Raw genomic sequence first — 20,492 nt, 5'->3', positions numbered from 1 at the left:
TCTCCGCAGCTGAGAGATCCTTTCCACGTATGTTTTGAAGAGGTAAAAAGGGAGGAGAGCTGATAATTTCACGTTCGTATCAGCTCAAAAGTATTATGAAAAAAATCTTTTTGGCACTTCATAAACAACTTGTTCTGTTGTTTATGGTTATAGTATATGGGGAAATCGTGAAGAAATCGTGTTGATTATGTAAAAGGTTTTTGAATGATTTATGAATGAAATATGAACAAGGAAAGTAACCGCCATTTTCACAGCGTTTTGTGTTATAATGAGCTTTAACAAAAACAAAAGAAAACAGAGGGAAACATGGAGGAAATACAGATATGGAGAAAATGGAGTGCAAAGAAAGACAGAATGAAGTTCTGAATATGATCGTGGAAGAATGCGAGAAAAATAAAATTGTGGCGGTAAAAGTTCCGGAGGAGGAAGCTGGAATTGCAGATATGGCGGTGGTACGTCACAAAGATAAGGAGAGACTTTCGGGGGAAGTATTAGGAGAGTATTATTTTCTTCCGGTGCCGGAATCAGAAAAAGTGTTTCAGTATTTCGTGTGCTCGCTGACGATTTCGGACGATTTGGATTCCAAGTTTGTTCAGGCCGTTCAGCAGGCAGTGTCAAAAATTAATTTTACTTTATCTTCAGGAGCTTTTTTGATGAGTCCGGATCAGAAACTTCTGTGTTTCAGATATGTGCTTGTCATGCCGGTTGAGCAGGAAGTTTCCTGCATGAAATTAGGGGTTCGCGCAGCTATGGTGAATGCACTGCGCTCCGTAATGAAGTGGGGCAGAGTTTTAGGAGATCTTGAATCCGGAAAAATGGATGAGCGTGAGTTTTTAAGACAATTTGGCAGCCAGCTTGGCTGTTAAAGTGGTCGGAAGTGTCCATTTGGTATCTTTGTATGTGCTAGAATACAGATAAATCATTGATAGTTAAGAAAAACGAACTTTGTAAATTTATACATGACTAGGAGAATATAAGATGCCGGAGAAAGATGCTTTATTAGACAACAGTGAAGAATTTAATCTGAACCATTTAAAAACAGATGAAGTGTACATCAATATGGCAAAGCTGTTTTTGATGTCAGAAGATCCCAAGATTCATTTTGCAGATTTGCAGAAGCCGGAGAAGGAGACGCAGCAACGTCTGGATAAGATTGCGGGCGATATCGTGTCTGTGGCAGAAGGCTTTTTGTCGGACAATCCGGATGTGCAGAAAGAGTCCGAGAAAAAATATGAGGAATATACAAACAAATGTCGTGCCACAGTGATGGATATGAATGTCCAGAAGGAGGCAATGTATGCACTCGGAAAAAATCCGGATGAGCTGGCTTCAAAGGAACAGAAAGCGGTGTTAAAGAATCCGGAGAATGCTGAAAAACTGGGAGCATTTTTTGGAGATCTCTCCGAGTGCATTCAGAAGGCAGACAAGACAGCGCTTCTCTCAGAGATCTTAGTTGATAATAAGAGTGAGAAAGTTCCGCAGATCGATCAGATTGCGGGGGAGACAAGAGTATTCTCTGAATTGTATCGGGATCTGGCGGCAGAGTGGACAAAGAGCAAAGCGGAAAAAAGTAACGAAGATAAGAATAAAGAAGAGAAAAGCGGGGCGGAGAAGAGCGACGAAAAGCCGGAGAAGCGTGCAGAACGTGTAGAACGCGATGAGAACGAAGCAAAGTCTGATTTTGGCGATGATGGATTGGATTTTGACGAGGATGCGAGTCTTCTGGAAGATCAGCTGGAAGAAAAAGTGTCAAAAAATCTTCATGTCGCCAGGGCACCGAAGATAACAGGAGCGCAGGGGCTTACGACCTGGCAGCACATCGTCAACTGGCTTTCCGAGAAACTTGGTTTCGGTAAGGTGTATTCCAACACACCGGAGGAGATGAAGCAGGCACAGGAGACAGAGCATGTGCAGGAGGAGCGCAGCCAGGAAAAAGATGCTGAGGCTTCAAAGAAAGATAGGCAGCCGGAGCGCAGCGTCGAGCCGGAAAGAAAAGAGCAGCTTGAGCAGAGAGCAGATTCTGTGCAGAGTCTGAAGGAGTCCCGGAATGAGTTCCGGAATCAGAGACAGGACCAGAATCTTGGTGAGAGTGATGCTGAGAAGATAAGCTCCGAGAAAATGATTCGTCAGCTTCAGATTGAGAATCTGAGAAAAGACAGCATGATTAAGTATCTGCAGGCAGAGCTTTTGAGAGCGCAGATTCGGGAACAGACACTTAAAAATGAAAAGCTGATGAACGAGATGTCTGCAAATCAGAAAACGAAGAAAATGGGTGAAGCGAAACCGAAGGTGAAAGCTGGGCAGAAGACAGAGGCAAAACCGGGGAGAGAGAGAATCAGTTTTGCCGAGCTGAGCGGAGAAAAACCGGAACCTGCGAGAAGACGTATGAAACTGGAGAGCATAGAGCCGGAAAAGAGAAGATCGAAAGATGACACCATGATCGATTACCGCAGTATTGAACCGTCGGAAAAGACAAGAAAGGGTCTTGGGCTTGCACCTAGAAAGTAGAGAACGCGTGAACAGTAACGAGAACGCGGAAAGTTTCGGGATAAGATATACTTTTTAAAGAAAATATGATAGGATGAGGGACAGACTGGATTTCCGGTCTGTCTTTTTCTCTGTATAACTCAGAGTGGATGCGCAGTGATTTTGATGGGAAAATGTCAGCAGAGCTGACCAAAATCACGCGCCAAGTCTCCGCGAGTGTCGACTTGAATTTAGGGTGGATACCTGCGTCGACTTAAACAGGAAACTGCTTTCTATCATATAAAAATGTTTGGTGAAAACGCACTGGAGACGGAATGCAGATGACTGGGACAGGGAAAAAACGATAAGAACAACGGGAATCATGGAACAAGTAAATCGTATGAGAAGAAAAATGGCGATAAATGATAAATAAAGAAAGAAAACGCACAAAAATAAGGAGCTGGAGGGGAGTATGCATTTGAGGCAGGCAAGACAGATGATAACGATTGTGGCGGCGGCGCTGGTACTGGCATCTCCGCTTCTTCTGAAAAAGAGTGATGAGCGCCTGGCGCTTGACGGCGTGGAGAACACGGCCAGATTTCCGGATTTTTCTGCGGAAAAACTGGTAGATGGAAGTGCCCAGTCGGAATTTGAGACTTACGTCCAGCAGCATCTTCCGGGAAAACCGTTCATGGTGAGGCTGCGCAATGAGATCACATTTTCTGCGCTTCACACGGTATCAAACATCAATTACAGCATGAATCGGGACCGGAATCTGTTCAGCTGGGAGAATGTGAGCTACTATCTTCAGTATTTTGCGCCGATCAGCGAGGCGGGAACACAGGAACTAATTGAAAAGCTGGAGCGCCTAGAAGAGCTTTTTCGGGCTAATGGAAAACAGATGTATATTTTTATCACACCGAACAAGGTGCGCTATATGGCGGATGAACTTCCGTGGGTGGACACAGCGATGGCACCAAAGCAGGGTCCGGGAAATTATGAGAGACTGACCGCAGGGCTTGCGGCAAGCGACTTAAAATGGTTTGACAGCATCGCCTATATCAATGAACACCGGCAGGAATTTGACCCGCGGGTCCCGCTGTTTTACCGGACAGGTCTGCACTGGTCTGTCTATGTGGGAAATATGGTGGGAAATGTATTTGGAGAGTATCTTGAAAAAGAGAGTGGGTACCGCCTTCCAGAGATTTCTGTGTCCGCACAGCCGTGCGAGGTGCCGGTTTACCCAGATGCGGATTCCTTTGAGGTTTTCAATACGCTGGAAAAGCCGTATGATTCCTATTATGAACCGGTGATAGAGACGGTTGACCCGACGACGGATGCACCGGGATTTCTCTGCCGGGGTGGAAGCTTTATGGGACAGAGTTTGTCAGTCCTGATCCGCAATCATTATTTTGGAAAAAATGTCTCGATGGAGAACCGGCAGATTTTTACGGATGAGTTTGAGAATGTAGTTCCGTTTACGGACTATGACGCAGTGGATATGAGAGAATATTTAAAGGATATTGATCTTGTCGTTCTGGAGGTGAACGAGACGGCAGTGTCCGATATGAGTTTCGGCTTTATCGACTATGTGCTGGAACATCCGGAGATTTTGGAAAATGAGGAGGCAGGCAGGTAAATGGTATTTTCATCGCCGGTATTTTTATTTTTGTTTTTGCCGATGACGCTTCTTGGCTATGCGCTTGCGTCAATGAGGCGGGATGTCCGCCTGAGAAACGGGATTTTGCTTGCTGCCTCGATTATTTTTTACGGATATGGCGGATTTGGCTATCTCGGGCTGTTTTTTGTATCGATTTTTGTGAACTGGAAACTGGGGCTGATGATGGGGGAGTGCACAGGAAGGCAGCGCAAGGCGGTATTCTGGGCGGGAATGGTCTGGAATCTTGGAATTCTGATTGTCTTTAAATATCTGAATCTCCTCGGGGAGACGGCGGCATCCCTTGGCGGATTTCTTCTGAGACGGGAGCTTTCAAGCCCGATCCCTCAGATTGTTCTGCCGATCGGAATCTCATTTTTTACGTTTCAGATCATGTCCTATCTGATCGATGTGTATTGGGGGCGTGTCCCGTGCCAGAAAAGTCTTTCCCGTCTGGCACTCTATATTATGCTGTTTCCGCAGCTGATCGCAGGACCGATTGTCCGGTATATCGATGTGGAAAAAGAGATTGGGGAGCGGGAGAGCCGTCTTGATGATGTCTATGAGGGCGTTTTCCGTTTTATGTGCGGGTTTGCGAAAAAGATTCTTCTTGCAAATTCGATGGGAAAGGCGGCAGACCTCGCTTTCGGCCAGAGACCGGGAATGGGAATGATCTATGCGTGGACAGGAATTCTCTGTTACAGTCTCCAGATTTATCTGGATTTCTGGGCGTATTCCGACATGGCGATTGGTCTTGGGCGGATTTTCGGTTTCCATTTTCCGGAGAATTTCAATCACCCGTATCTCTCAAAGAGTGTTGCGGAATTCTGGAGAAGATGGCACATCTCCCTCTCAAGCTGGTTTCGGGATTATGTATACATTCCGCTCGGAGGAAGCCGGTGCAGCACGGCGAAAAACTGCCGCAACTACCTGATCGTGTTTGCGCTGACAGGAATCTGGCACGGAGCAAGCTGGAATTTTCTGTTCTGGGGACTCTATTTTGCAGGTTTCCTGATTGTGGAGCGTCTTGGCTTTCGGAATGTGCTGAATCGCCTTCCGGGGATTCTGCGCCGCCTCTACACGCTGATTGTGGTGGGCGTCGGCTGGGTGTTCTTCCGGGCTGAGACGTGTTCGCAGGCGATTGGGTATCTCGGAGAAATGTGTTCGATGCGGTGGATGGGAAGTCTTGACAGGGAACTGGCAGAGCTGATGGCGGGGTCGAAATTTATTCTTCTGTTTGTGATCTCAGTGCTCTGCTGTACGCCGTTTTTCTCTGGCCTGCGCTCATGGCTGGAGCGCCGCCATCTCGGAATGATTGCAGATCTGGCGATTACCGGGATTTTTTTCCTTGCAGTCTGCGAGATGATGGCGAGTGGATACAACCCGTTCATTTATTTTAGATTCTGATGAAGTCTGCTATTTTTTTGCGGCTGTCTTTTAGAGGCTATTAGATTATTATGGAAAACTTTACGTATCTTGTCCGGTGCGTGGACGGGAGCCTGTACTGCGGGTGGACGAACAATCTGGAAAAACGCATAAAAGCGCACAATGAGGGGCAGGGCGCGAAGTACACGAGGAGCCGGAGACCGGTGAAGCTTGTCTATTATGAAACGTTTCCGACCAAGCAGGAGGCAATGCGCCGTGAGTGGGAGATCAAACAGCTGAGCAGGAAAGAAAAACTGAGCCTTATCACAAACAAAAATCAACCGTCAGCGGAATAAATAACCGGTGACGGTTGATACATGGATGGGTCTGATTTTGTCGATTTCGGAAAGGTGATTGGTCAAGTCAGGTCATGCAACAAACGCATACATCATGATATAATGACAGAGACTTCCGCCCATCACAAAGAGATGGAAAATTTCGTGGGATCCGAAATTTTTGTGGCGGGAGTTGAAAATCGGAAGTTTCAGTGCGTAGATCACACCGCCGACCGTGTAGATGATTCCGCCTGCGAGCAGCCAGCCGAAGGCCTCTGCCGGGAGAGCGGAGACGATCTTGCCAAAAGCAAAGATGCAGACCCATCCCATTGCAATGTAAATAATAGAAGAAAACCACTTGGGGCAGGTGATCCAGAGCGCATTGATGACGATTCCCACTGCGGCGATCGTCCAGACTGCGCCGAGAAGCATCCATCCGGTGTGATCTCCGAGTACAAGGAGACAAACCGGGGTGTAGGTGCCTGCAATCAAGATGAAGATCATCATGTGGTCGACTTTCCGGAGCATCTGGTTGACTTTCGGTGAAATGTCAAGGGTGTGGTAGATGGTACTCGCCGCGTACAGCAGAACCATGCTTGTGATGAAAATCGTCAGTGCAAGCACATGGATGTGATCCGGTGTGCGTGCAGCCTTGATAAGGAGCGGGATGGATGCGAACAGGGCGAGGATCATCGCGATGAAATGAGTCAGGGCACTGCCCGGGTCTTTGATTTTCTGCAACATAAAAATCCCTCCATTCTGATGCGGTATCAGGAAAAACGAGAATACCGAATAAAAGAAATAAAAGTAATAAAAACAAAACAGGAACTAAAAACTTTATAATGTAGTATTAAAAACTATATGCAAATGTTTTCTATACTATACCACTTTGCATTCAAAAATACAAGAGAAAGATGGATGGGAATAAAAAGTTATCATTAAAAAAGAGTACGTTTGGAGGAAGTTACAGATGTTACAGGTGATTTTTGAGGATAAACATATCCTGGTTGTCTGGAAACCTGTCGGAATCGAATCACAGTCGAGCCGTGGGTTTGGCGCGGATATGGTGAGTGAGGTGCGAAAGCATATTTACAAAACGTCAAAAAAACAGGAGGAGCCGTATGTGGGAGTGATTCACCGTCTGGATAAACCGGTCAGCGGAGTCATGGTCTATGCGAAGGACAAGAAGACGGCGGCTGCCTTGAGCCTTCAGATCACGGAGGGAAAGGTACACAAAAAATATCTCGCCGTTCTCTGCGGAAAGCCGGAGTCAAACGAGGAGACGTTTGTGGATTATCTGAAGAAAGATTCAGAGGGAAATGTATCCGGGATTGTGGAAAAGCAGGTGGACGGAGCAAAGCGTGCGGAGCTGATCTGCCGTGTGGCGGGATTTAGGGAGGATCCGGAGTGGGGAGAGCTGACACTCGCCGAGATTGAGCTTAAGACCGGACGCCATCATCAGATCCGTGTCCAGATGGCGGGGCATGGACTTCCGCTCTGGGGGGATGGAAAGTACAATCCAAGGTTTGGAGGATCCGCGATGCAGGCAGCTCAGGCAGCGCCTTCTGCCCAGCCGGCTCGAAGGACGGCTCAGCCTCAGATTGCGCTCTCCTCATTTTCTTTAAGCTTTATTCATCCGGCGATTGGACGCAGAGTTTCATTTGAGCGTCTGCCGGATGCTGAGATTTTTAGAAATTTTGAGGCGGTTCGGTAGATACGCGCTAAGTCTTTGCGATATGAATGAAATCATAAATGGAACTATGAACTTGAAGCGCAAAAATGAGAGTGTATATTTTTCGCTGCTGTGGATACACTAGGAATGTACAAAGGAAGTACAAATCAGAAGCAGGTGAGTCCATGGGTAAACCGGAAAAGAAACTGAAGAAAATTTTACGCATTCTGGGAATCGCGGGTGCAGTATACGGAGTTTTCCGCTTTCTGCTGCCCCTTGTGATTCCCTTTCTGTTTGCCTTAATCTTTGCAGTGTGGCTTCATCCGTCTGCGAACAGAATCTCCCACTGTCTGAGGTGGAAGATCCCGGGAATAAAAAGGCAGGTGACTGTTCCGGAAGGGGCAGTGGCAGTGATGGAACTGCTTCTGATTTTTTCTGCACTTGCGGCGATGGCCTGTTTCGGAGGAAGAAAATTGTTTCAGGAGATTGTTCGCCTGTCCGAACATTTGCCGTCCCGGATCCGGGAGGCAGATCGTGTGCTGACAAAACTGTGCCGTTTGACGGAGAAAACATTTGGCTTAAAATCAGATTTTGTGGTACTTGCACTTCGGACTTTGCTCAGAGAAGGAATGTTCAGTCTGAGGCAGAGGGCAATGACACTGATTGTGGGTCACTCTGCGATGTGTCTGCGATTTTGCATTTACGCAGGCGTGTTCGGCGCGATTGTCCTGATTGCAACGGGGCTTCTTGTGCAGGAGATGGATTTCTGGAAAAAGCGCATTCGGAATTCGGAGTTTCAGAGAGAGTGGAATCAGGTCTGCGAGCGCCTGACGAGTGCCGGGGCGGCATATCTGCGTGCGCAGGGAATGATTCTGATTCTCACAACGTTGATCTGTATCTTTGGGTTCTGGCTGATGAAGAGTCCATACTATCTGCTTGCGGGGATTTTTGTCGGGATTCTCGATGCGCTTCCGATCTTTGGAGTCGGGACGGTCCTGATTCCGTGGGGGATTCTGATGCTGTTTATCGGAAACTGGAGAAAGGCAGTTCTGCTCTTTGTCATTTACGTGGTCTGCTATTTTTTAAGAGAGATTCTGGAGGCGAAGCTGATGAGCCGGAAAGTCGGAATGACTCCGTTTGAGACCCTGCTATCCATGTATGTGGGGCTGGAGCTGTTTGGAATTGCGGGATTTCTACTGGGACCGGTGGGACTTTTGATGATTCGTGATTTGAGCCGGATCTGGGAAACGGACGAGGGAGGAGAGGCGGCTGCGGCAGGCGGGCAGGAATAACCCGTTTACAGATCGGTGGGATTGGCGTATAATAATTAGAAATGCACACAGGACCATCCGCTGCGAAACGGAGTGCCAATGGCGTGCGGAGAGGAGATTGCAAAATGACTTTTACTTATCCTGCGGTGATTGTGCCGCATGAGGATGACAATGGATTTCATGCAGAATTTCCGGATCTGGAATGTTGCTATGCAGATGGCGGAGATCTGGAAGACACGCTGGATGCAGCGAGAGAGGCTGCCTATGACTGGCTGTTTTTAGAGCTTGAGGATGGCGGACATTTTCCGGAGACATCTCATCCGGAGGATATCAAGGTTCCGGAAGGTGGATTTGTGCGCAACATTATGGTGCGGATTAAACTGCTTCCTGACAGTGACTGACGGATGTCAGAAGAACTTTTTGTTTCTCAATAATTAGTTGATTTGTTTGCTTGTTTGTTTGCAGTGGCAGGACTACCGGCAGAAGCCGTGAGTCTTGTCTGCGAAAATAATAAAAGATGAAAGATACAGGAGGAAACGAAAGATGAAGGTAATCGCAACAGAAAAGGCACCGGGCGCAATCGGACCGTATTCCCAGGGATATGAGAGCTGTGGACTTGTATTTGCATCAGGACAGATTCCGGTAAATCCGGCAGACGGAAGCATTCCGGAGGGAATCGCTGCACAGGCAGAGCAGAGCTGCAAGAACGTGGGCGAGATCCTGAAAGCTGCTGGAAGCGGCTATGAGAAGGTTGTAAAGACGACTTGTTTCCTGGCTGATATCGCTGACTTTGCAGCATTTAATGAAGTGTATGCAAAGTACTTTGTATCAAAACCGGCGAGAAGCTGCGTGGCAGTGAAGGATCTTCCGAAGGGAGTTCTCTGTGAAGTCGAGGCAATCGCTGAGAAATAAAAAATAAGAGTGGAAGAGGGCAGATGGCGCGATGAGAGCTGCGCGCATCTGCTCTTTTTTTGTGTAAGGGCAAAGGAAATTCTGGTAAATAAAAACACTTTGCGAGAAAATTTGTTTATAAACTATATGGAAAAAATTTACAAAAAGTTTATAAGTGTTGACTTATATGCGATATAAAAAAATACATATTGGACGTGAAAAAATACAAGTGTTATAGTTATTGCATAAAAACTATGCTTAATCTGGCGCAAAACAGATCAAAAAAGTGCAAAGGAGAAAGAAAGTATGTCAGAGGTTGTTGTAGGTCTTCTTGGTTTTGCCTGCATCGTTGCCATTGTGGTAACTCTGTTTAAGAGCAAAACCCTGCCTAGTATCGCATTTATCGTATTCCCGATGATACTGGCACTGATTCTTGTCCTGGGTGGTTACTATTCCTGGGAAAACATTGGAAAGCTGATTAAGAGCGGATTTTCCAGCACAGGTCCGACTGCGGCATTGTTCGTATTCAGCGTTCTTTACTTCGGTATCATGACAGATGCCGGAATGTTCGATGTTATTATCGGTAAGCTGATGCTTCTGGTAAAGGACAACGTTATCGGCGTTTGCGTAATGACCGCTATCATTGCCCTGATCGGACATCTGGATGGCGGCGGCGCTTCCACCTTCTGTATCGTAGTTCCGGCAATGCTTCCGGTTTACAAGAAGATGCATATGCGTCCGACCACCCTGCTTCGTATCGCAGTTATCTCCATGGGTGTTTTAAACCTGATGCCGTGGGCTGGCCCGACAATGCGTGCCGCTACAGTTCTTGGTATTGAGGCATCTTCCCTGTGGCAGACCCTTCTGCCGATTCAGGCATGCGGTATTGTTCTTGCTCTTGTTGTTGCTGTTATCAACGGTGTCCTTGAGCAGAAGCGCGGCGCAGGTTTAAATGGTAAACTTGCAAAAGAGGAAGGCACTCACAGCGCAGAGGAAGAGACATCTGCTTCTGAGCAGAACAAAGATCTGGCTCGTCCGAAGCTGTTCATCTTCAACATTATCCTGACCATCGCAGTTATCGCTCTGCTGATCAAGGATATCTTCCCGAGCTATGTACCATTCATGATCGGTGTTGCAGTAGCAATCCTGGTAAACTATCCGGGCGCAAAGATGCAGAAGAAGATCATCAACATGCATTCCGGTCCGGCTCTGATGATGTGCTCCACCCTTATGGGCGCAGCAGTTCTGATGGGTATTCTTGTTAAGGACATCGAGGGTGTGACCAGCGTTATCACCTGCATGTCCAACCTGATCAGCAGCATCCTTCCGGCAGCACTTGGCCAGCATCTGCCGTTAGTAATCGGTATCCTGAGCGTACCGCTGGCACTGGCATTCGATACAGACAGCTACTTCTACGGAATGCTTCCGGTTATGATCGGAATCGGCGAGGGCTTTGGCGTTTCCGCTATGCCGATCGCAGTAGCAATGGTTGTTTGCCGTAACTGTGCAACCTTCATCAGCCCGATGGTACCGGCTACTCTGCTGGGTGTTGGTCTTGCAGATGTGGACATCAAGGATCACATCAAGAGCACCTTCCTTTGGGTATGGGGATTCAGTATCGTTTGTATGCTGATCGCGATTGTACTTGGCATTATGCCGTTTTAATTTAATCGCACAGATCAGATAAAAAGCAAACAGAGCATGGTTGATGTTTTGCGTCAGAACATAGAAGATTTCACCGTTCATTCAGCACATGAACGGTGAGATTTATGAATCAAATAGAATTCAATTAAAAATGAAACAAGAATCAAAAGGCAGTGACGTTCATTTGAGCGGCATTGCCTTTTTTCTTTTCTGCCGATATAATGAGTAGAATAGTGATATTTGAAACATTGGAGGGAGGGCGCTGACGGCGAGTAAAGTCCTGCAAACACGTTCGCACTCCGGATTTGCATTACCTTTCTCGCCTTACAGCACCCATTCTCTGCCTGTGTTGCCTTGATATGAAACAGAAAATGATCAGAAGGGAAAATTATGCAGAAAAGAGCAAAGACTAAGTTCGTGGTTGGGATGGCAGCGGCAGTTCTTCTGCTTACAGGCTGTGGACCTCATAAGAGCGAGCAGATTGATTTAAGAGTGGCGGGGCAGGAGATGGGCGCGGGGGAGAGCCAGACTGCAAAGGAGTCTTCGGAGATTATCATTGATCTTCCGGAAGATCACAGTCAGGAGAGTGAGGAAACTCAAGCGGAAACTTCACAGGAAGAAAAGGAGCAGGAAGAGAATACACAAGGGCAGGTCGAAGAAACCCGTATCGGTGATGGTGATCGCGTTCTTCTTTTTTCAGGGGATGTGCTGCTGTCAGATCATGTGCTGAGTGCTTACCAGAGAGCGGGTGGAGTCAGCGGAGTTCTGGATCAGGGGTATCGCAGTCTGATTGCAGGTGCGGATTATTTTATGGTCAATGAGGAATTTCCGTTCAGCAGCCGGGGAACAAAGGCGGCGGATAAACAGTATACCTTCCGACTCGCACCGGAAAAAGTTGCGATTTTTAAAGAACTTGGGATCGATGCGGTGACGCTTGCAAATAACCATGCGCTCGATTACGGGACGGATGCACTTCTCGATTCCTGCGAGGTGCTCGACCAGGCAGGGATCGCCCGGACGGGGGCCGGAAAGAATCTGGAAGAGGCCAGACAGCCGGTTCGCATAGAAATCGGAGGAAAAAAGATTGCGGTGATCGGTGCGACGCGCGTGATTCCACAGGCAGACTGGGCGGCATCTTCCTCTCACCCGGGGATGCTTGCGACATACGATCCGACAGCGCTGCTGGAGGAAATCCGGGAGCAGAAGAAAGAAAATGACTATGTGTTTGTCATGGTGCATTGGGGAATTGAGCGGGATGAGAGACCGCAGGAGTATCAGAGAACACTGGGAAGGCAGTACATCGATGCGGGGGCAGATCTCGTGATCGGAAGTCATCCCCATGTGCTTCAGGGAGTGGAATATTATCAGGGAAAAGCAATTATATACAGTCTTGGAAATTTCATTTTTGGAAGTTCGATTCCGCGGACTGCACTTTTGGAGGTGGAAGTTCCGGTTTCATCAGATGGAGGGGAACTTTCGCTCCGCCTGATACCCGGAACTTCAAAGTCCGGATACACGCAGATGTTTACAGAACAAAATTCCATTCAGGAGTTCGCCTCTTATATACAGGGAATTTCCTATGGGGCAGTGATTGATCCAAATGGCAGAGTCTTGCAGGGAGAATCGTGCTTGCGATAACTACAGTTCGTGAAACGGATAAAAGGGATTAAATCGGGGAAAGAAGAGGAATGCAGGGTATGGTTTGGACTTGACAAAGCCCGGAAAACAGCGTAAAATCAAGCATGCGAACGACTGTGAAGAGGAATAGTAAGCGGACAAACACAGACAGAGAGGAGATCATCTGGTGCGAGATTTCCGTGTCCCTGTATGCTGAACCGGCCTTGGAGTTCCGCAGTGAACTGCGGCGTGTGTTCCGACGTTACACGGAAGAAGAGAGAGCAATGATAAAAGATTTGTTGCTAACTGAGGGTGGTACCGCCGAATTGTCCGGTCATTCGGTCCCTTGCTGTGCTTTTTTGTGCAGCGGGGACCGGATGACCGTTTTTTTTATGATAGGAAATTGCGTCCTATCATAAAAAAATGCTCCGCGTGGATGCGCACTCGGCGCAGGGGAAGCTGGTTGCCGGAGCAACCGCACCTCGGCGCGAGAATGTGCCAGGGCACATTCTTTTTTATATGATAGAAAAAGGAGATTGATGATGGCAAACGACAAGAAATTAGTAGAAGCAATCACATCCATGGATGTGGATTTTGCCCAGTGGTATACCGATGTGGTAAAGAAAGCAGAGCTTTGCGACTATGCAAGCGTGAAGGGATGTATGGTAATCAAGCCGGCTGGATATGCAATCTGGGAGAACATTCAGCATGAGCTGGACCGCAGATTCAAGGAGACCGGCGTACAGAACGTGTACATGCCGCTTTTTATTCCGGAGAGCCTGCTTGACAAGGAGAAAGATCACGTTGAGGGATTTGCTCCGGAGGCAGCATGGGTAACTGTAGGTGGAAATGAGCAGCTTCAGGAGCGTCTGTGCGTTCGCCCGACTTCCGAGACGCTGTTCTGCGATTTCTATTCCAGAGATATTCATTCTTACCGCGATCTGCCGAGAGTATACAATCAGTGGTGCTCGGTTGTCCGTTGGGAGAAGACAACCCGTCCGTTCCTGCGTTCGAGAGAGTTCTTGTGGCAGGAGGGTCATACCGCTCATGCAACTGCTGAGGAGGCAGAGGCACGCACGATTCAGATGCTGAATGTGTATGCGGATTTCTGTGAGGAAGTTCTGGCAATCCCGGTTGTACGCGGACGCAAGACCGACAAGGAGAAATTTGCAGGTGCAGAGGCAACCTACACGATCGAGTCCCTGATGCATGATGGAAAAGCACTTCAGTCCGGTACCAGCCATAACTTTGGCGATGGATTTGCAAAGGCTTACGGCATCCAGTACGCAGCAAAGGATAACTCCTTAAAGTATGTATTCCAGACTTCCTGGGGTATGACTACCCGTATGATCGGTGCAATCATCATGGTACACGGAGATGACAACGGTCTGGTTCTGCCGCCGCGCATCGCTCCGACTCAGGTTATGATCGTTCCGATTCAGCAGAAGAAGGAAGGCGTTCTTGATAAGGCATTTGAGATCAAAGAGGTTCTCTCTAACTTCCGCGTGAAGGTAGATGACTCCGACAAGAGCCCGGGCTGGAAGTTCTCTGAGTCCGAGATGCGTGGAATCCCGGTTCGTGTTGAGATTGGACCGAGAGATATCGAGAACAACGAGGCAGTTCTGGTTCGCCGTGACACCCATGAGAAGATCACGGTATCGATCGACAACATCGCAGCAGAGGTTGAGAAGCTGCTTGATACCATCCAGCACGATATGCTTGAGAAGGCAAGAGCACACAGAGATTCCCACACCTATGAGGCAACGGATTTTGACAGCTTTGTCAAGACAATCAATGAGAAGCCGGGCTTCGTAAAGGCAATGTGGTGCGGATGCCAGGAGTGCGAGGACAAGATCAAGGAAGTTACCGGAGCAACTTCCCGCTGCATTCCGTTTAAGCAGGAACAGCTCTCTGACAAGTGTGTCTGCTGCGGCAAGCCGGCAACAAAGATGGTTTACTGGGGACGCGCATATTAATGGCAGAGACAGCCATGAAGATTCCTGGCAATGTCGAGCGGATCATCCGCACACTGAACGATCACGGATACGAAGCCTACGCAGTGGGCGGCTGTGTCCGCGATACGCTTCTTGACCGGAAACCGGGGGATTGGGATATCACGACCTCGGCGCGGCCGCAGCAGGTCAAGGAGCTGTTTCGCCGCACGATCGACACAGGAATCCAGCACGGAACTGTGACGGTGATGATGGACCGGATCGGTTACGAGGTGACAACATACCGGATTGACGGGGAGTATGAGGATGGACGCCACCCGAAGCAGGTAGAGTTCACCTCCAGTCTGATTGAGGACTTAAAGCGCCGCGATTTCACAATCAATGCGATGGCATACAGCCATGAGACGGGGATTGTGGATGAATTCGGCGGGGTGGAAGATCTGAAAGCAAAGACAATTCGCTGTGTCGGAGATCCGATGGAGAGATTCACGGAAGATGCACTGCGAATTCTGCGGGCGATCCGTTTCTCTGCACAGCTTGACTTTTCGATCGAGGAGCAGACCTGGAATGCGATTCGGGTGATTGCCCCGAACATTGCAAAAGTCAGCAAGGAGCGAATTCAGGTGGAGCTGACAAAACTTCTCCTGTCCGATCATCCGGAAAAGATCCGGGAGGTTTATGAGACGGGGATCAGCCCTTACATCTCAGAGAATTTTGATTCCCTGAACTGGAAAAACGCAGAGATTCCGGCCACCCTTCCGTCAGAAAAGTATGTGAGATGGGCGGCGTTTCTGCGCTGTGCCAATGCGTATGATGCCAATGGTACACTTATACCTCAGCCAGTTCCGTCTCTCACAGAAGTACCAGAATCCGCAAGTCGTGCTGTGAAGATCCTCAGAGATCTGAAACTTGATAATGACACGATCGGACGCGTGAAAACTCTCGTCGCCTGGTCGGGCGTGGAACTTTCCGAGACACCGGAGGCAATCCGCCGTGCGATGAGCCGGATGGAGCCGGAAGTCTGGGATGTGCTGATGGAGCTCAACGGTTACAGCGAGAAAATCAAGGAGCTCACAAAGACAATTCGTGAATCTGGCGACTGTCTTGATCTCAAACATCTGGCAGTCAAGGGACAGGATCTGATCAAGGCCGGAGTTCAGCCGGGAAAAGCACTCGGTGCAACCTTAAATCAGATGCTCGATGATGTCCTTTCTCATCCGGATCATAATGAAAAAGAATATCTCCTGGAGCATTTTATCTAATTTTCATGTGTATATGTGATATTCACTTTAAGTCGAGGTAGTTCACGCGATAAAAAACCGACATAGATGATAATCCTAAGAAGAGGATACTATGTCGGTTTTATTTTGCAGGAAGGGAGATACTTCCCTTATGATGGTACAGCGATTCTGAGCAAATGTGTCATTTTGGAAAATTCCAGGTGTCAGCCCCGCGGGAACAAGTGCTCTGGCGAAGACCGTATAGGCCCGTCGGTACTTAGCCCGCGTATTTTGCGGGCTTATGTACCGTTACGCGCCGATCCGAGCGGAAGCGTGTCTGAGCAGAGCCTTGGTTTACCGCGGGGCGTTTCTTTTATTTTAAAATTTTAGATTCAAAATCTAAATCTTAAACCTAAATCTTAAATCCAAATCAAAAACAGAGCTTTTAATTTTAAGCCTTTACCCTCTTCTTTTACATTTCTTTATCAATCACTCAAAAAATTTTACATACATCTTACAGAACATCCGCAAAAAATTTTACACACCCGAATTAGAATAAGCGCTGTAAATGAGAAAAAGGATTTGACAGATTTTCAAGGAAATTTGAGGAGGAAATAATTATGAGAAAGACAATCGCAGTGATGTTTGCAGCGGCAATGGCAATGAGCGCAGTGAGCGGATGCTCTTCTAATTCTGCGGATACAGCAGCTTCCACACAGGCAAAGGCAGAGGACACCAAGGCTGATGCTGCAAAAGACAGCAAGGCAGATACCAGTGAGGCAGCAAAGGATTCGGCAGCAGATAAAAAGCTGACCGGTTCTGTGACCGCAGCAGGTTCTTCCGCATTGAAGCCGCTTGTCGATGAGGCAGCTGACCTCTTCAGCGAGAAGTATCCGGATGTCTCTCTGACCATCGATGCTGGCGGTTCCGGTGAGGGACTCAAGCAGGTTGCCGAGGGAACCGTAAATATCGGAAACTCAGACGTTGCAGCTGAGGATAAGCTGGATGCAGATAAGGCAAAAGATCTTGTAGACCATGAGGTTTGCGTAGTGACCATGGCACCGATCGTAAATCCGGACGTAAAAGAGGCAGGTGTGACCACTCTGACCAAAGATCAGCTGATTGCAATCTTTACCGGAAAGACGACAAACTGGAATGAAGTTGGCGGACCGGATGAGAACATTGTTCTGGTAACCCGCCCGACTTCCTCCGGAACGAGAGCAACCTTCCAGAAGTATGCACTTGACGGAAATGAGGAAGCTTCCAATGCCTCCATGGAGACCGATGATTCCGGTGTCCTGCTTCAGAATGTAAAAGATACAAAGGGTGCGATCGGTTACGTGGCACTGTCTTATCTGACGGAGGATCCGGGTGTTGAGACGGTTGCAATCGACGGTGTGGAGCCGACTCTGGAGAATACTTACAGCGGCGAGTATCCGGTATGGACTTTTGAGCATATGTACACAAAGGGTGAGCCGGATGAGGTGACTGGCGCCTTCCTTGAGTACATCATGTCCGATGAGTTTGGAAGCCATATGGAGAGTATGGGATACGGTGTATCTTCCAAGATGACGAAGACTGAGCACTAAATAAATGATTTCAAACATACGCTGACATAAGCTGACACAACAGATATAGCCAACATAATAGAAGTGTTCGCAAGAGAGAGAAAGAGAAAATTGCGGACCGGAGGAATTATGGATACAGGAAAAGAAAAAAGTATGTTTGCGAGAGAGTACTTCTGGCAGGGTCTTATGACCCTGTGCGGACTCTTCGTAATCGTGTTGACGATTGTGATCGGAGCCTTTCTCGTATACAAAGGTTCTGCAACATTTACCGTGTTTGGTCATTCGCTCACAGAGTTTCTGGGATCGGCAGACTGGGCACCGCAGGATGATGCATCCGGCGGCGGAGCAGTCGGAGCTTTGATTTTTATTGTGGGCTCCCTGTGTACCTGTGGACTTGCACTTCTGATCTCAACACCGTTTTCACTGGGTTCTGCGATTTTCATCACAGAGATCTCACCGAAATTCGGAGAAAAATTTTACCGCCCGGTAGTGGAGATCTTTGCCGGAATTCCATCGGTTGTGTACGGATGGGTGGGACTTACGGTCCTCGTTCCGGCAATTAAAAATCTGTTTCATCGCCAGGTCGGTCATTCGGTTCTGGCTGCTGGACTTGTTCTGGCAGTCATGATTTTTCCGACGATCACGAGTGTGTCGGCAGATGCGCTCCGCTCAGTCGGAAAAGATACGAGAATGGCTGCATACGGTCTGGGATCAACGAGATGGCAGACGATTTACCGGATTGTGATTCCGGCAGCAGCCCCGGGGGTAATCACGGGAATCATCATGGGACTTGCACGAGCTTTCGGTGAGGCGCTTGCGGTTGCGATGGTGATCGGACAGACGACAGCGCTTCCGACAAGCATTTTTTCGACGACAAAGACGCTGACGACGGAGGTTGCCGCTCAGATGGGAAATGCGATGGAAGGCGGAGAACTCAAATCGGCGCTCTGGACGATGGCACTTCTGTTGTTTTTGATTTCACTTTTGTTTATTTTCCTGATTCATATGGTATCCGCAAACCAGCCCGGTGCTGACAAAGGCGGAAAGAAAGCAGTCGGAAAGGGAGGAAAGGCATGATGGTTGACGCAAAAATTCAGCGTTCGCGCATGGTAGACCGCGTGATGACGGTCGTATTCTATGTGATCGCCGTGTTTTTCTTTGCCCTGCTTCTGGGATTTGCATGTAAGGTGATTATCGGAGGACTTCTCGGGGCAAAGCCGGAGATGTTCCGGTTCGCAAGAAAGGGAAGCCTCGGAAATCAGCTTTTCAACACGATTTATCTTGTGGTTTTATCACTTCTCGTTTCTGTTCCGCTCGGTGTGGGCGGAGGAATTTATCTGGGAATGTACGCCAAGCAGGGAAAGGCGGCGCACTTCCTTCGAATGTGTATCGAGACACTCTCCTCTCTGCCGTCGATCGTGGTCGGTCTGTTTGGATATCTGGTCTTTCTCGTGTTTATGGGAATGGGAAAGAGCCTTCTCGCAGGTGCTCTCTCCGTATCAATTCTGACTTTGCCGCTGATCACGACGACGACGGAGGATGCTTTAAAAGGTCTTCCAAAAGGATATTATCAGGCGAGCCTCGGCCTCGGAGCAACGAAATGGCAGTCTATTTTCCATGTTCTGCTTCCGGCCTGTGTGCCGCGCATCATGACCGGTGTGATTCTCGCGGCCGGACGTGGATTTGGTGAGGCAGCCGCTCTTTTGTATACAACCGGATCCGGCACAGACTTAAGATGGGGCAACTGGAATCTTGCGGCACCGACGTGTCCGCTCAATGTATTCCGGCCGGCAGAGACCCTGTCGATCCAGATCTGGAATCTGCAGGTTAATGGACAGGACCGTGCACTGGCAAATGCTTCCTCCGCCATTCTGATGCTTCTTGTGCTTGCATTCAGCATCGGGGCAAATCTTTGGAGTCATCACATCAAGAAAAAGAGTGCCGGAGAGGAAGCGTAACGCGTTCCAATGATTATTTATAAGGCTATGGAAAGGAACCTGAAGTCATGGAAGAGGCAAGAACGATAGAAAACGGCGGAGTGCCGAAATTTGATATCTCGGATCTGAATTTGCATTACGGGGCATTTCATGCCCTGAAGGGAATCAATATGAAGATCCGGAAAAATGAGATTACCGCGTTTATCGGACCGTCCGGCTGTGGAAAATCCACATTTTTGAAGACACTGAACCGGATGAATGATCTCGTGGACAATGTCCGTATTGAGGGAGGAGTCAAGCTCGACGGAAAAGATATTTTTAAGGAGATGGATGCGATCACCCTGCGTCATCGCGTCGGAATGGTTTTCCAGCAGCCGAATCCATTTCCGAAGAGTGTTTACGACAATGTCGCATATGGCCCGAGAATTTTTGGAATCCATCGGAAGGCAGAGCTCGATGAGATTGTGGAGCGCAGTCTCCGCCAGGCAGCAATCTGGGATGAACTCAAGGATCGACTGGACAAGTCGGCTCTCGGTCTTTCCGGAGGTCAGCAGCAGAGACTCTGTATGGCGCGCACGCTGGCAGTGGAGCCGGAGGTCATTCTGATGGATGAGCCGACCTCGGCGCTTGATCCGATTTCCACGTCGAAGATCGAGGATCTGGCGATGGAACTCAAGGAGAAATACACGATTGTAATTGTCACGCACAATATGCAGCAGGCAGCCCGTATTTCTGACAGAACCGCATTTTTCCTGCTCGGCGAGATGGTTGAATTTAATGAGACGGAGAAAGTATTTTCGATGCCGCAGGATAAGCGCACAGAAGACTACATCAGCGGACGTTTCGGCTGATTGTTTCATTATGGCAGAAAGAATGCAAAGCGGAGAGGGGAGGAAA

The 20,492-nt window shown here is 48.4% G+C and carries 18 protein-coding genes; 17 read left to right on the top strand and 1 reads right to left on the bottom strand.

Features of this window, described 5'->3' with window-relative positions:
• The first annotated feature begins 323 nt into the window (after positions 1-323).
• The 5 genes from ACR0QE_RS03910 to ACR0QE_RS03890 all read left to right on the top strand — a co-directional run bounded on the left by ACR0QE_RS03910 (position 324) and on the right by ACR0QE_RS03890 (position 5,844).
• Positions 324-866 carry a hypothetical protein gene (locus ACR0QE_RS03910; RefSeq protein ID WP_432627057.1) on the top strand — a complete coding sequence of 181 codons (543 nt, stop codon included), beginning with the start codon at positions 324-326 and terminating at the stop codon, positions 864-866.
• Positions 867-978: 112 nt separating this feature from the next.
• Positions 979-2,508, top strand: a complete 1,530-nt coding sequence (locus ACR0QE_RS03905) for a hypothetical protein (RefSeq protein WP_432627056.1) — start codon at positions 979-981, stop codon at positions 2,506-2,508.
• A gap of 430 nt (positions 2,509-2,938) precedes the next feature.
• On the top strand, positions 2,939-4,105 hold the full coding sequence (locus ACR0QE_RS03900) for an alginate O-acetyltransferase AlgX-related protein (RefSeq protein ID WP_432627055.1): 1,167 nt from the start codon (positions 2,939-2,941) through the stop codon (positions 4,103-4,105).
• Entirely contained in the window at positions 4,106-5,530 is a 1,425-nt protein-coding gene (locus tag ACR0QE_RS03895; RefSeq protein ID WP_432627054.1) for an MBOAT family O-acyltransferase, read from the top strand.
• A 50-nt stretch (positions 5,531-5,580) separates the two neighbouring features.
• Positions 5,581-5,844 (top strand): GIY-YIG nuclease family protein, encoded by a 264-nt coding sequence (locus ACR0QE_RS03890; protein ID WP_432627053.1) that lies wholly within the window; start codon positions 5,581-5,583, stop codon positions 5,842-5,844.
• A gap of 72 nt (positions 5,845-5,916) precedes the next feature.
• On the opposite strand, the gene trhA is transcribed toward ACR0QE_RS03890, so the two are convergent.
• The gene (trhA, locus tag ACR0QE_RS03885; RefSeq protein WP_432627052.1) at positions 5,917-6,567 is read right to left on the bottom strand and encodes a PAQR family membrane homeostasis protein TrhA; all 651 of its coding nucleotides are present in this window, start codon (positions 6,565-6,567) and stop codon (positions 5,917-5,919) included.
• 226 nt (positions 6,568-6,793) lie between these two features.
• Here trhA and ACR0QE_RS03880 point away from each other — a divergent pair, with 226 nt between their 5' ends.
• From ACR0QE_RS03880 to pstB, 12 genes are all read left to right on the top strand, one after another.
• Entirely contained in the window at positions 6,794-7,537 is a 744-nt protein-coding gene (locus ACR0QE_RS03880) for an RluA family pseudouridine synthase (protein ID WP_432627051.1), read from the top strand.
• A gap of 143 nt (positions 7,538-7,680) precedes the next feature.
• Positions 7,681-8,787 carry an AI-2E family transporter gene (locus ACR0QE_RS03875; protein ID WP_432627050.1) on the top strand — a complete coding sequence of 369 codons (1,107 nt, stop codon included), beginning with the start codon at positions 7,681-7,683 and terminating at the stop codon, positions 8,785-8,787.
• A gap of 104 nt (positions 8,788-8,891) precedes the next feature.
• Entirely contained in the window at positions 8,892-9,167 is a 276-nt protein-coding gene (locus ACR0QE_RS03870; RefSeq protein WP_432627049.1) for a type II toxin-antitoxin system HicB family antitoxin, read from the top strand.
• Positions 9,168-9,309: 142 nt separating this feature from the next.
• Positions 9,310-9,678, top strand: a complete 369-nt coding sequence (locus tag ACR0QE_RS03865) for a RidA family protein (protein ID WP_432627048.1) — start codon at positions 9,310-9,312, stop codon at positions 9,676-9,678.
• A gap of 285 nt (positions 9,679-9,963) precedes the next feature.
• Positions 9,964-11,322, top strand: coding sequence for a CitMHS family transporter (locus ACR0QE_RS03860; RefSeq protein ID WP_432627047.1), 1,359 nt, complete (start codon positions 9,964-9,966; stop codon positions 11,320-11,322).
• 369 nt (positions 11,323-11,691) lie between these two features.
• A complete protein-coding gene (locus ACR0QE_RS03855) occupies positions 11,692-12,939 on the top strand; it encodes a CapA family protein (protein ID WP_432627046.1) in 1,248 nt (415 codons plus the stop codon).
• A 521-nt stretch (positions 12,940-13,460) separates the two neighbouring features.
• The gene (gene proS / locus ACR0QE_RS03850) at positions 13,461-14,894 is read left to right on the top strand and encodes a proline--tRNA ligase (RefSeq protein ID WP_432627045.1); all 1,434 of its coding nucleotides are present in this window, start codon (positions 13,461-13,463) and stop codon (positions 14,892-14,894) included.
• Entirely contained in the window at positions 14,894-16,132 is a 1,239-nt protein-coding gene (locus ACR0QE_RS03845; RefSeq protein WP_432627044.1) for a CCA tRNA nucleotidyltransferase, read from the top strand. The genes proS and ACR0QE_RS03845 overlap by 1 nt, the downstream gene beginning before the upstream one ends.
• A gap of 578 nt (positions 16,133-16,710) precedes the next feature.
• Entirely contained in the window at positions 16,711-17,679 is a 969-nt protein-coding gene (locus ACR0QE_RS03840; RefSeq protein WP_432627043.1) for a phosphate ABC transporter substrate-binding protein, read from the top strand.
• Positions 17,680-17,787: 108 nt separating this feature from the next.
• Positions 17,788-18,735 (top strand): phosphate ABC transporter permease subunit PstC, encoded by a 948-nt coding sequence (gene pstC, locus ACR0QE_RS03835; RefSeq protein WP_432627042.1) that lies wholly within the window; start codon positions 17,788-17,790, stop codon positions 18,733-18,735.
• Positions 18,732-19,616: a phosphate ABC transporter permease PstA gene (gene pstA, locus ACR0QE_RS03830; protein WP_432627041.1), complete on the top strand. Its 885-nt coding sequence runs from the start codon at positions 18,732-18,734 to the stop codon at positions 19,614-19,616. Before pstC ends, pstA begins: the two co-directional genes overlap by 4 nt.
• Positions 19,617-19,663: 47 nt before the next feature.
• Positions 19,664-20,446, top strand: coding sequence for a phosphate ABC transporter ATP-binding protein PstB (pstB, locus tag ACR0QE_RS03825; RefSeq protein ID WP_432627040.1), 783 nt, complete (start codon positions 19,664-19,666; stop codon positions 20,444-20,446).
• Positions 20,447-20,492: the final 46 nt, after the last annotated feature.

Source organism: Brotaphodocola sp., assembly GCF_050873065.1.
Classification (GTDB): Bacteria; Bacillota; Clostridia; order Lachnospirales; family Lachnospiraceae; genus Brotaphodocola.
Note: the sequence above shows the minus strand (reverse complement) of the source record. Positions and strands in the feature narration are given on the sequence as shown.

What these genes read in the sequence shown, in the direction of transcription:
- ACR0QE_RS03910 (WP_432627057.1), top strand. Translation starts at nt 324, where the DNA reads ATGGAGAAAATGGAGTGCAAAGAAAGACAGAATGAAGTTCTGAATATG.
- ACR0QE_RS03905 (WP_432627056.1), top strand. Translation starts at nt 979, where the DNA reads ATGCCGGAGAAAGATGCTTTATTAGACAACAGTGAAGAATTTAATCTG.
- ACR0QE_RS03900 (WP_432627055.1), top strand. Translation starts at nt 2,939, where the DNA reads ATGCATTTGAGGCAGGCAAGACAGATGATAACGATTGTGGCGGCGGCG.
- ACR0QE_RS03895 (WP_432627054.1), top strand. Translation starts at nt 4,106, where the DNA reads ATGGTATTTTCATCGCCGGTATTTTTATTTTTGTTTTTGCCGATGACG.
- ACR0QE_RS03890 (WP_432627053.1), top strand. Translation starts at nt 5,581, where the DNA reads ATGGAAAACTTTACGTATCTTGTCCGGTGCGTGGACGGGAGCCTGTAC.
- trhA (WP_432627052.1), bottom strand. Translation starts at nt 6,567, where the DNA reads ATGTTGCAGAAAATCAAAGACCCGGGCAGTGCCCTGACTCATTTCATC.
- ACR0QE_RS03880 (WP_432627051.1), top strand. Translation starts at nt 6,794, where the DNA reads ATGTTACAGGTGATTTTTGAGGATAAACATATCCTGGTTGTCTGGAAA.
- ACR0QE_RS03875 (WP_432627050.1), top strand. Translation starts at nt 7,681, where the DNA reads ATGGGTAAACCGGAAAAGAAACTGAAGAAAATTTTACGCATTCTGGGA.
- ACR0QE_RS03870 (WP_432627049.1), top strand. Translation starts at nt 8,892, where the DNA reads ATGACTTTTACTTATCCTGCGGTGATTGTGCCGCATGAGGATGACAAT.
- ACR0QE_RS03865 (WP_432627048.1), top strand. Translation starts at nt 9,310, where the DNA reads ATGAAGGTAATCGCAACAGAAAAGGCACCGGGCGCAATCGGACCGTAT.
- ACR0QE_RS03860 (WP_432627047.1), top strand. Translation starts at nt 9,964, where the DNA reads ATGTCAGAGGTTGTTGTAGGTCTTCTTGGTTTTGCCTGCATCGTTGCC.
- ACR0QE_RS03855 (WP_432627046.1), top strand. Translation starts at nt 11,692, where the DNA reads ATGCAGAAAAGAGCAAAGACTAAGTTCGTGGTTGGGATGGCAGCGGCA.
- proS (WP_432627045.1), top strand. Translation starts at nt 13,461, where the DNA reads ATGGCAAACGACAAGAAATTAGTAGAAGCAATCACATCCATGGATGTG.
- ACR0QE_RS03845 (WP_432627044.1), top strand. Translation starts at nt 14,894, where the DNA reads ATGGCAGAGACAGCCATGAAGATTCCTGGCAATGTCGAGCGGATCATC.
- ACR0QE_RS03840 (WP_432627043.1), top strand. Translation starts at nt 16,711, where the DNA reads ATGAGAAAGACAATCGCAGTGATGTTTGCAGCGGCAATGGCAATGAGC.
- pstC (WP_432627042.1), top strand. Translation starts at nt 17,788, where the DNA reads ATGGATACAGGAAAAGAAAAAAGTATGTTTGCGAGAGAGTACTTCTGG.
- pstA (WP_432627041.1), top strand. Translation starts at nt 18,732, where the DNA reads ATGATGGTTGACGCAAAAATTCAGCGTTCGCGCATGGTAGACCGCGTG.
- pstB (WP_432627040.1), top strand. Translation starts at nt 19,664, where the DNA reads ATGGAAGAGGCAAGAACGATAGAAAACGGCGGAGTGCCGAAATTTGAT.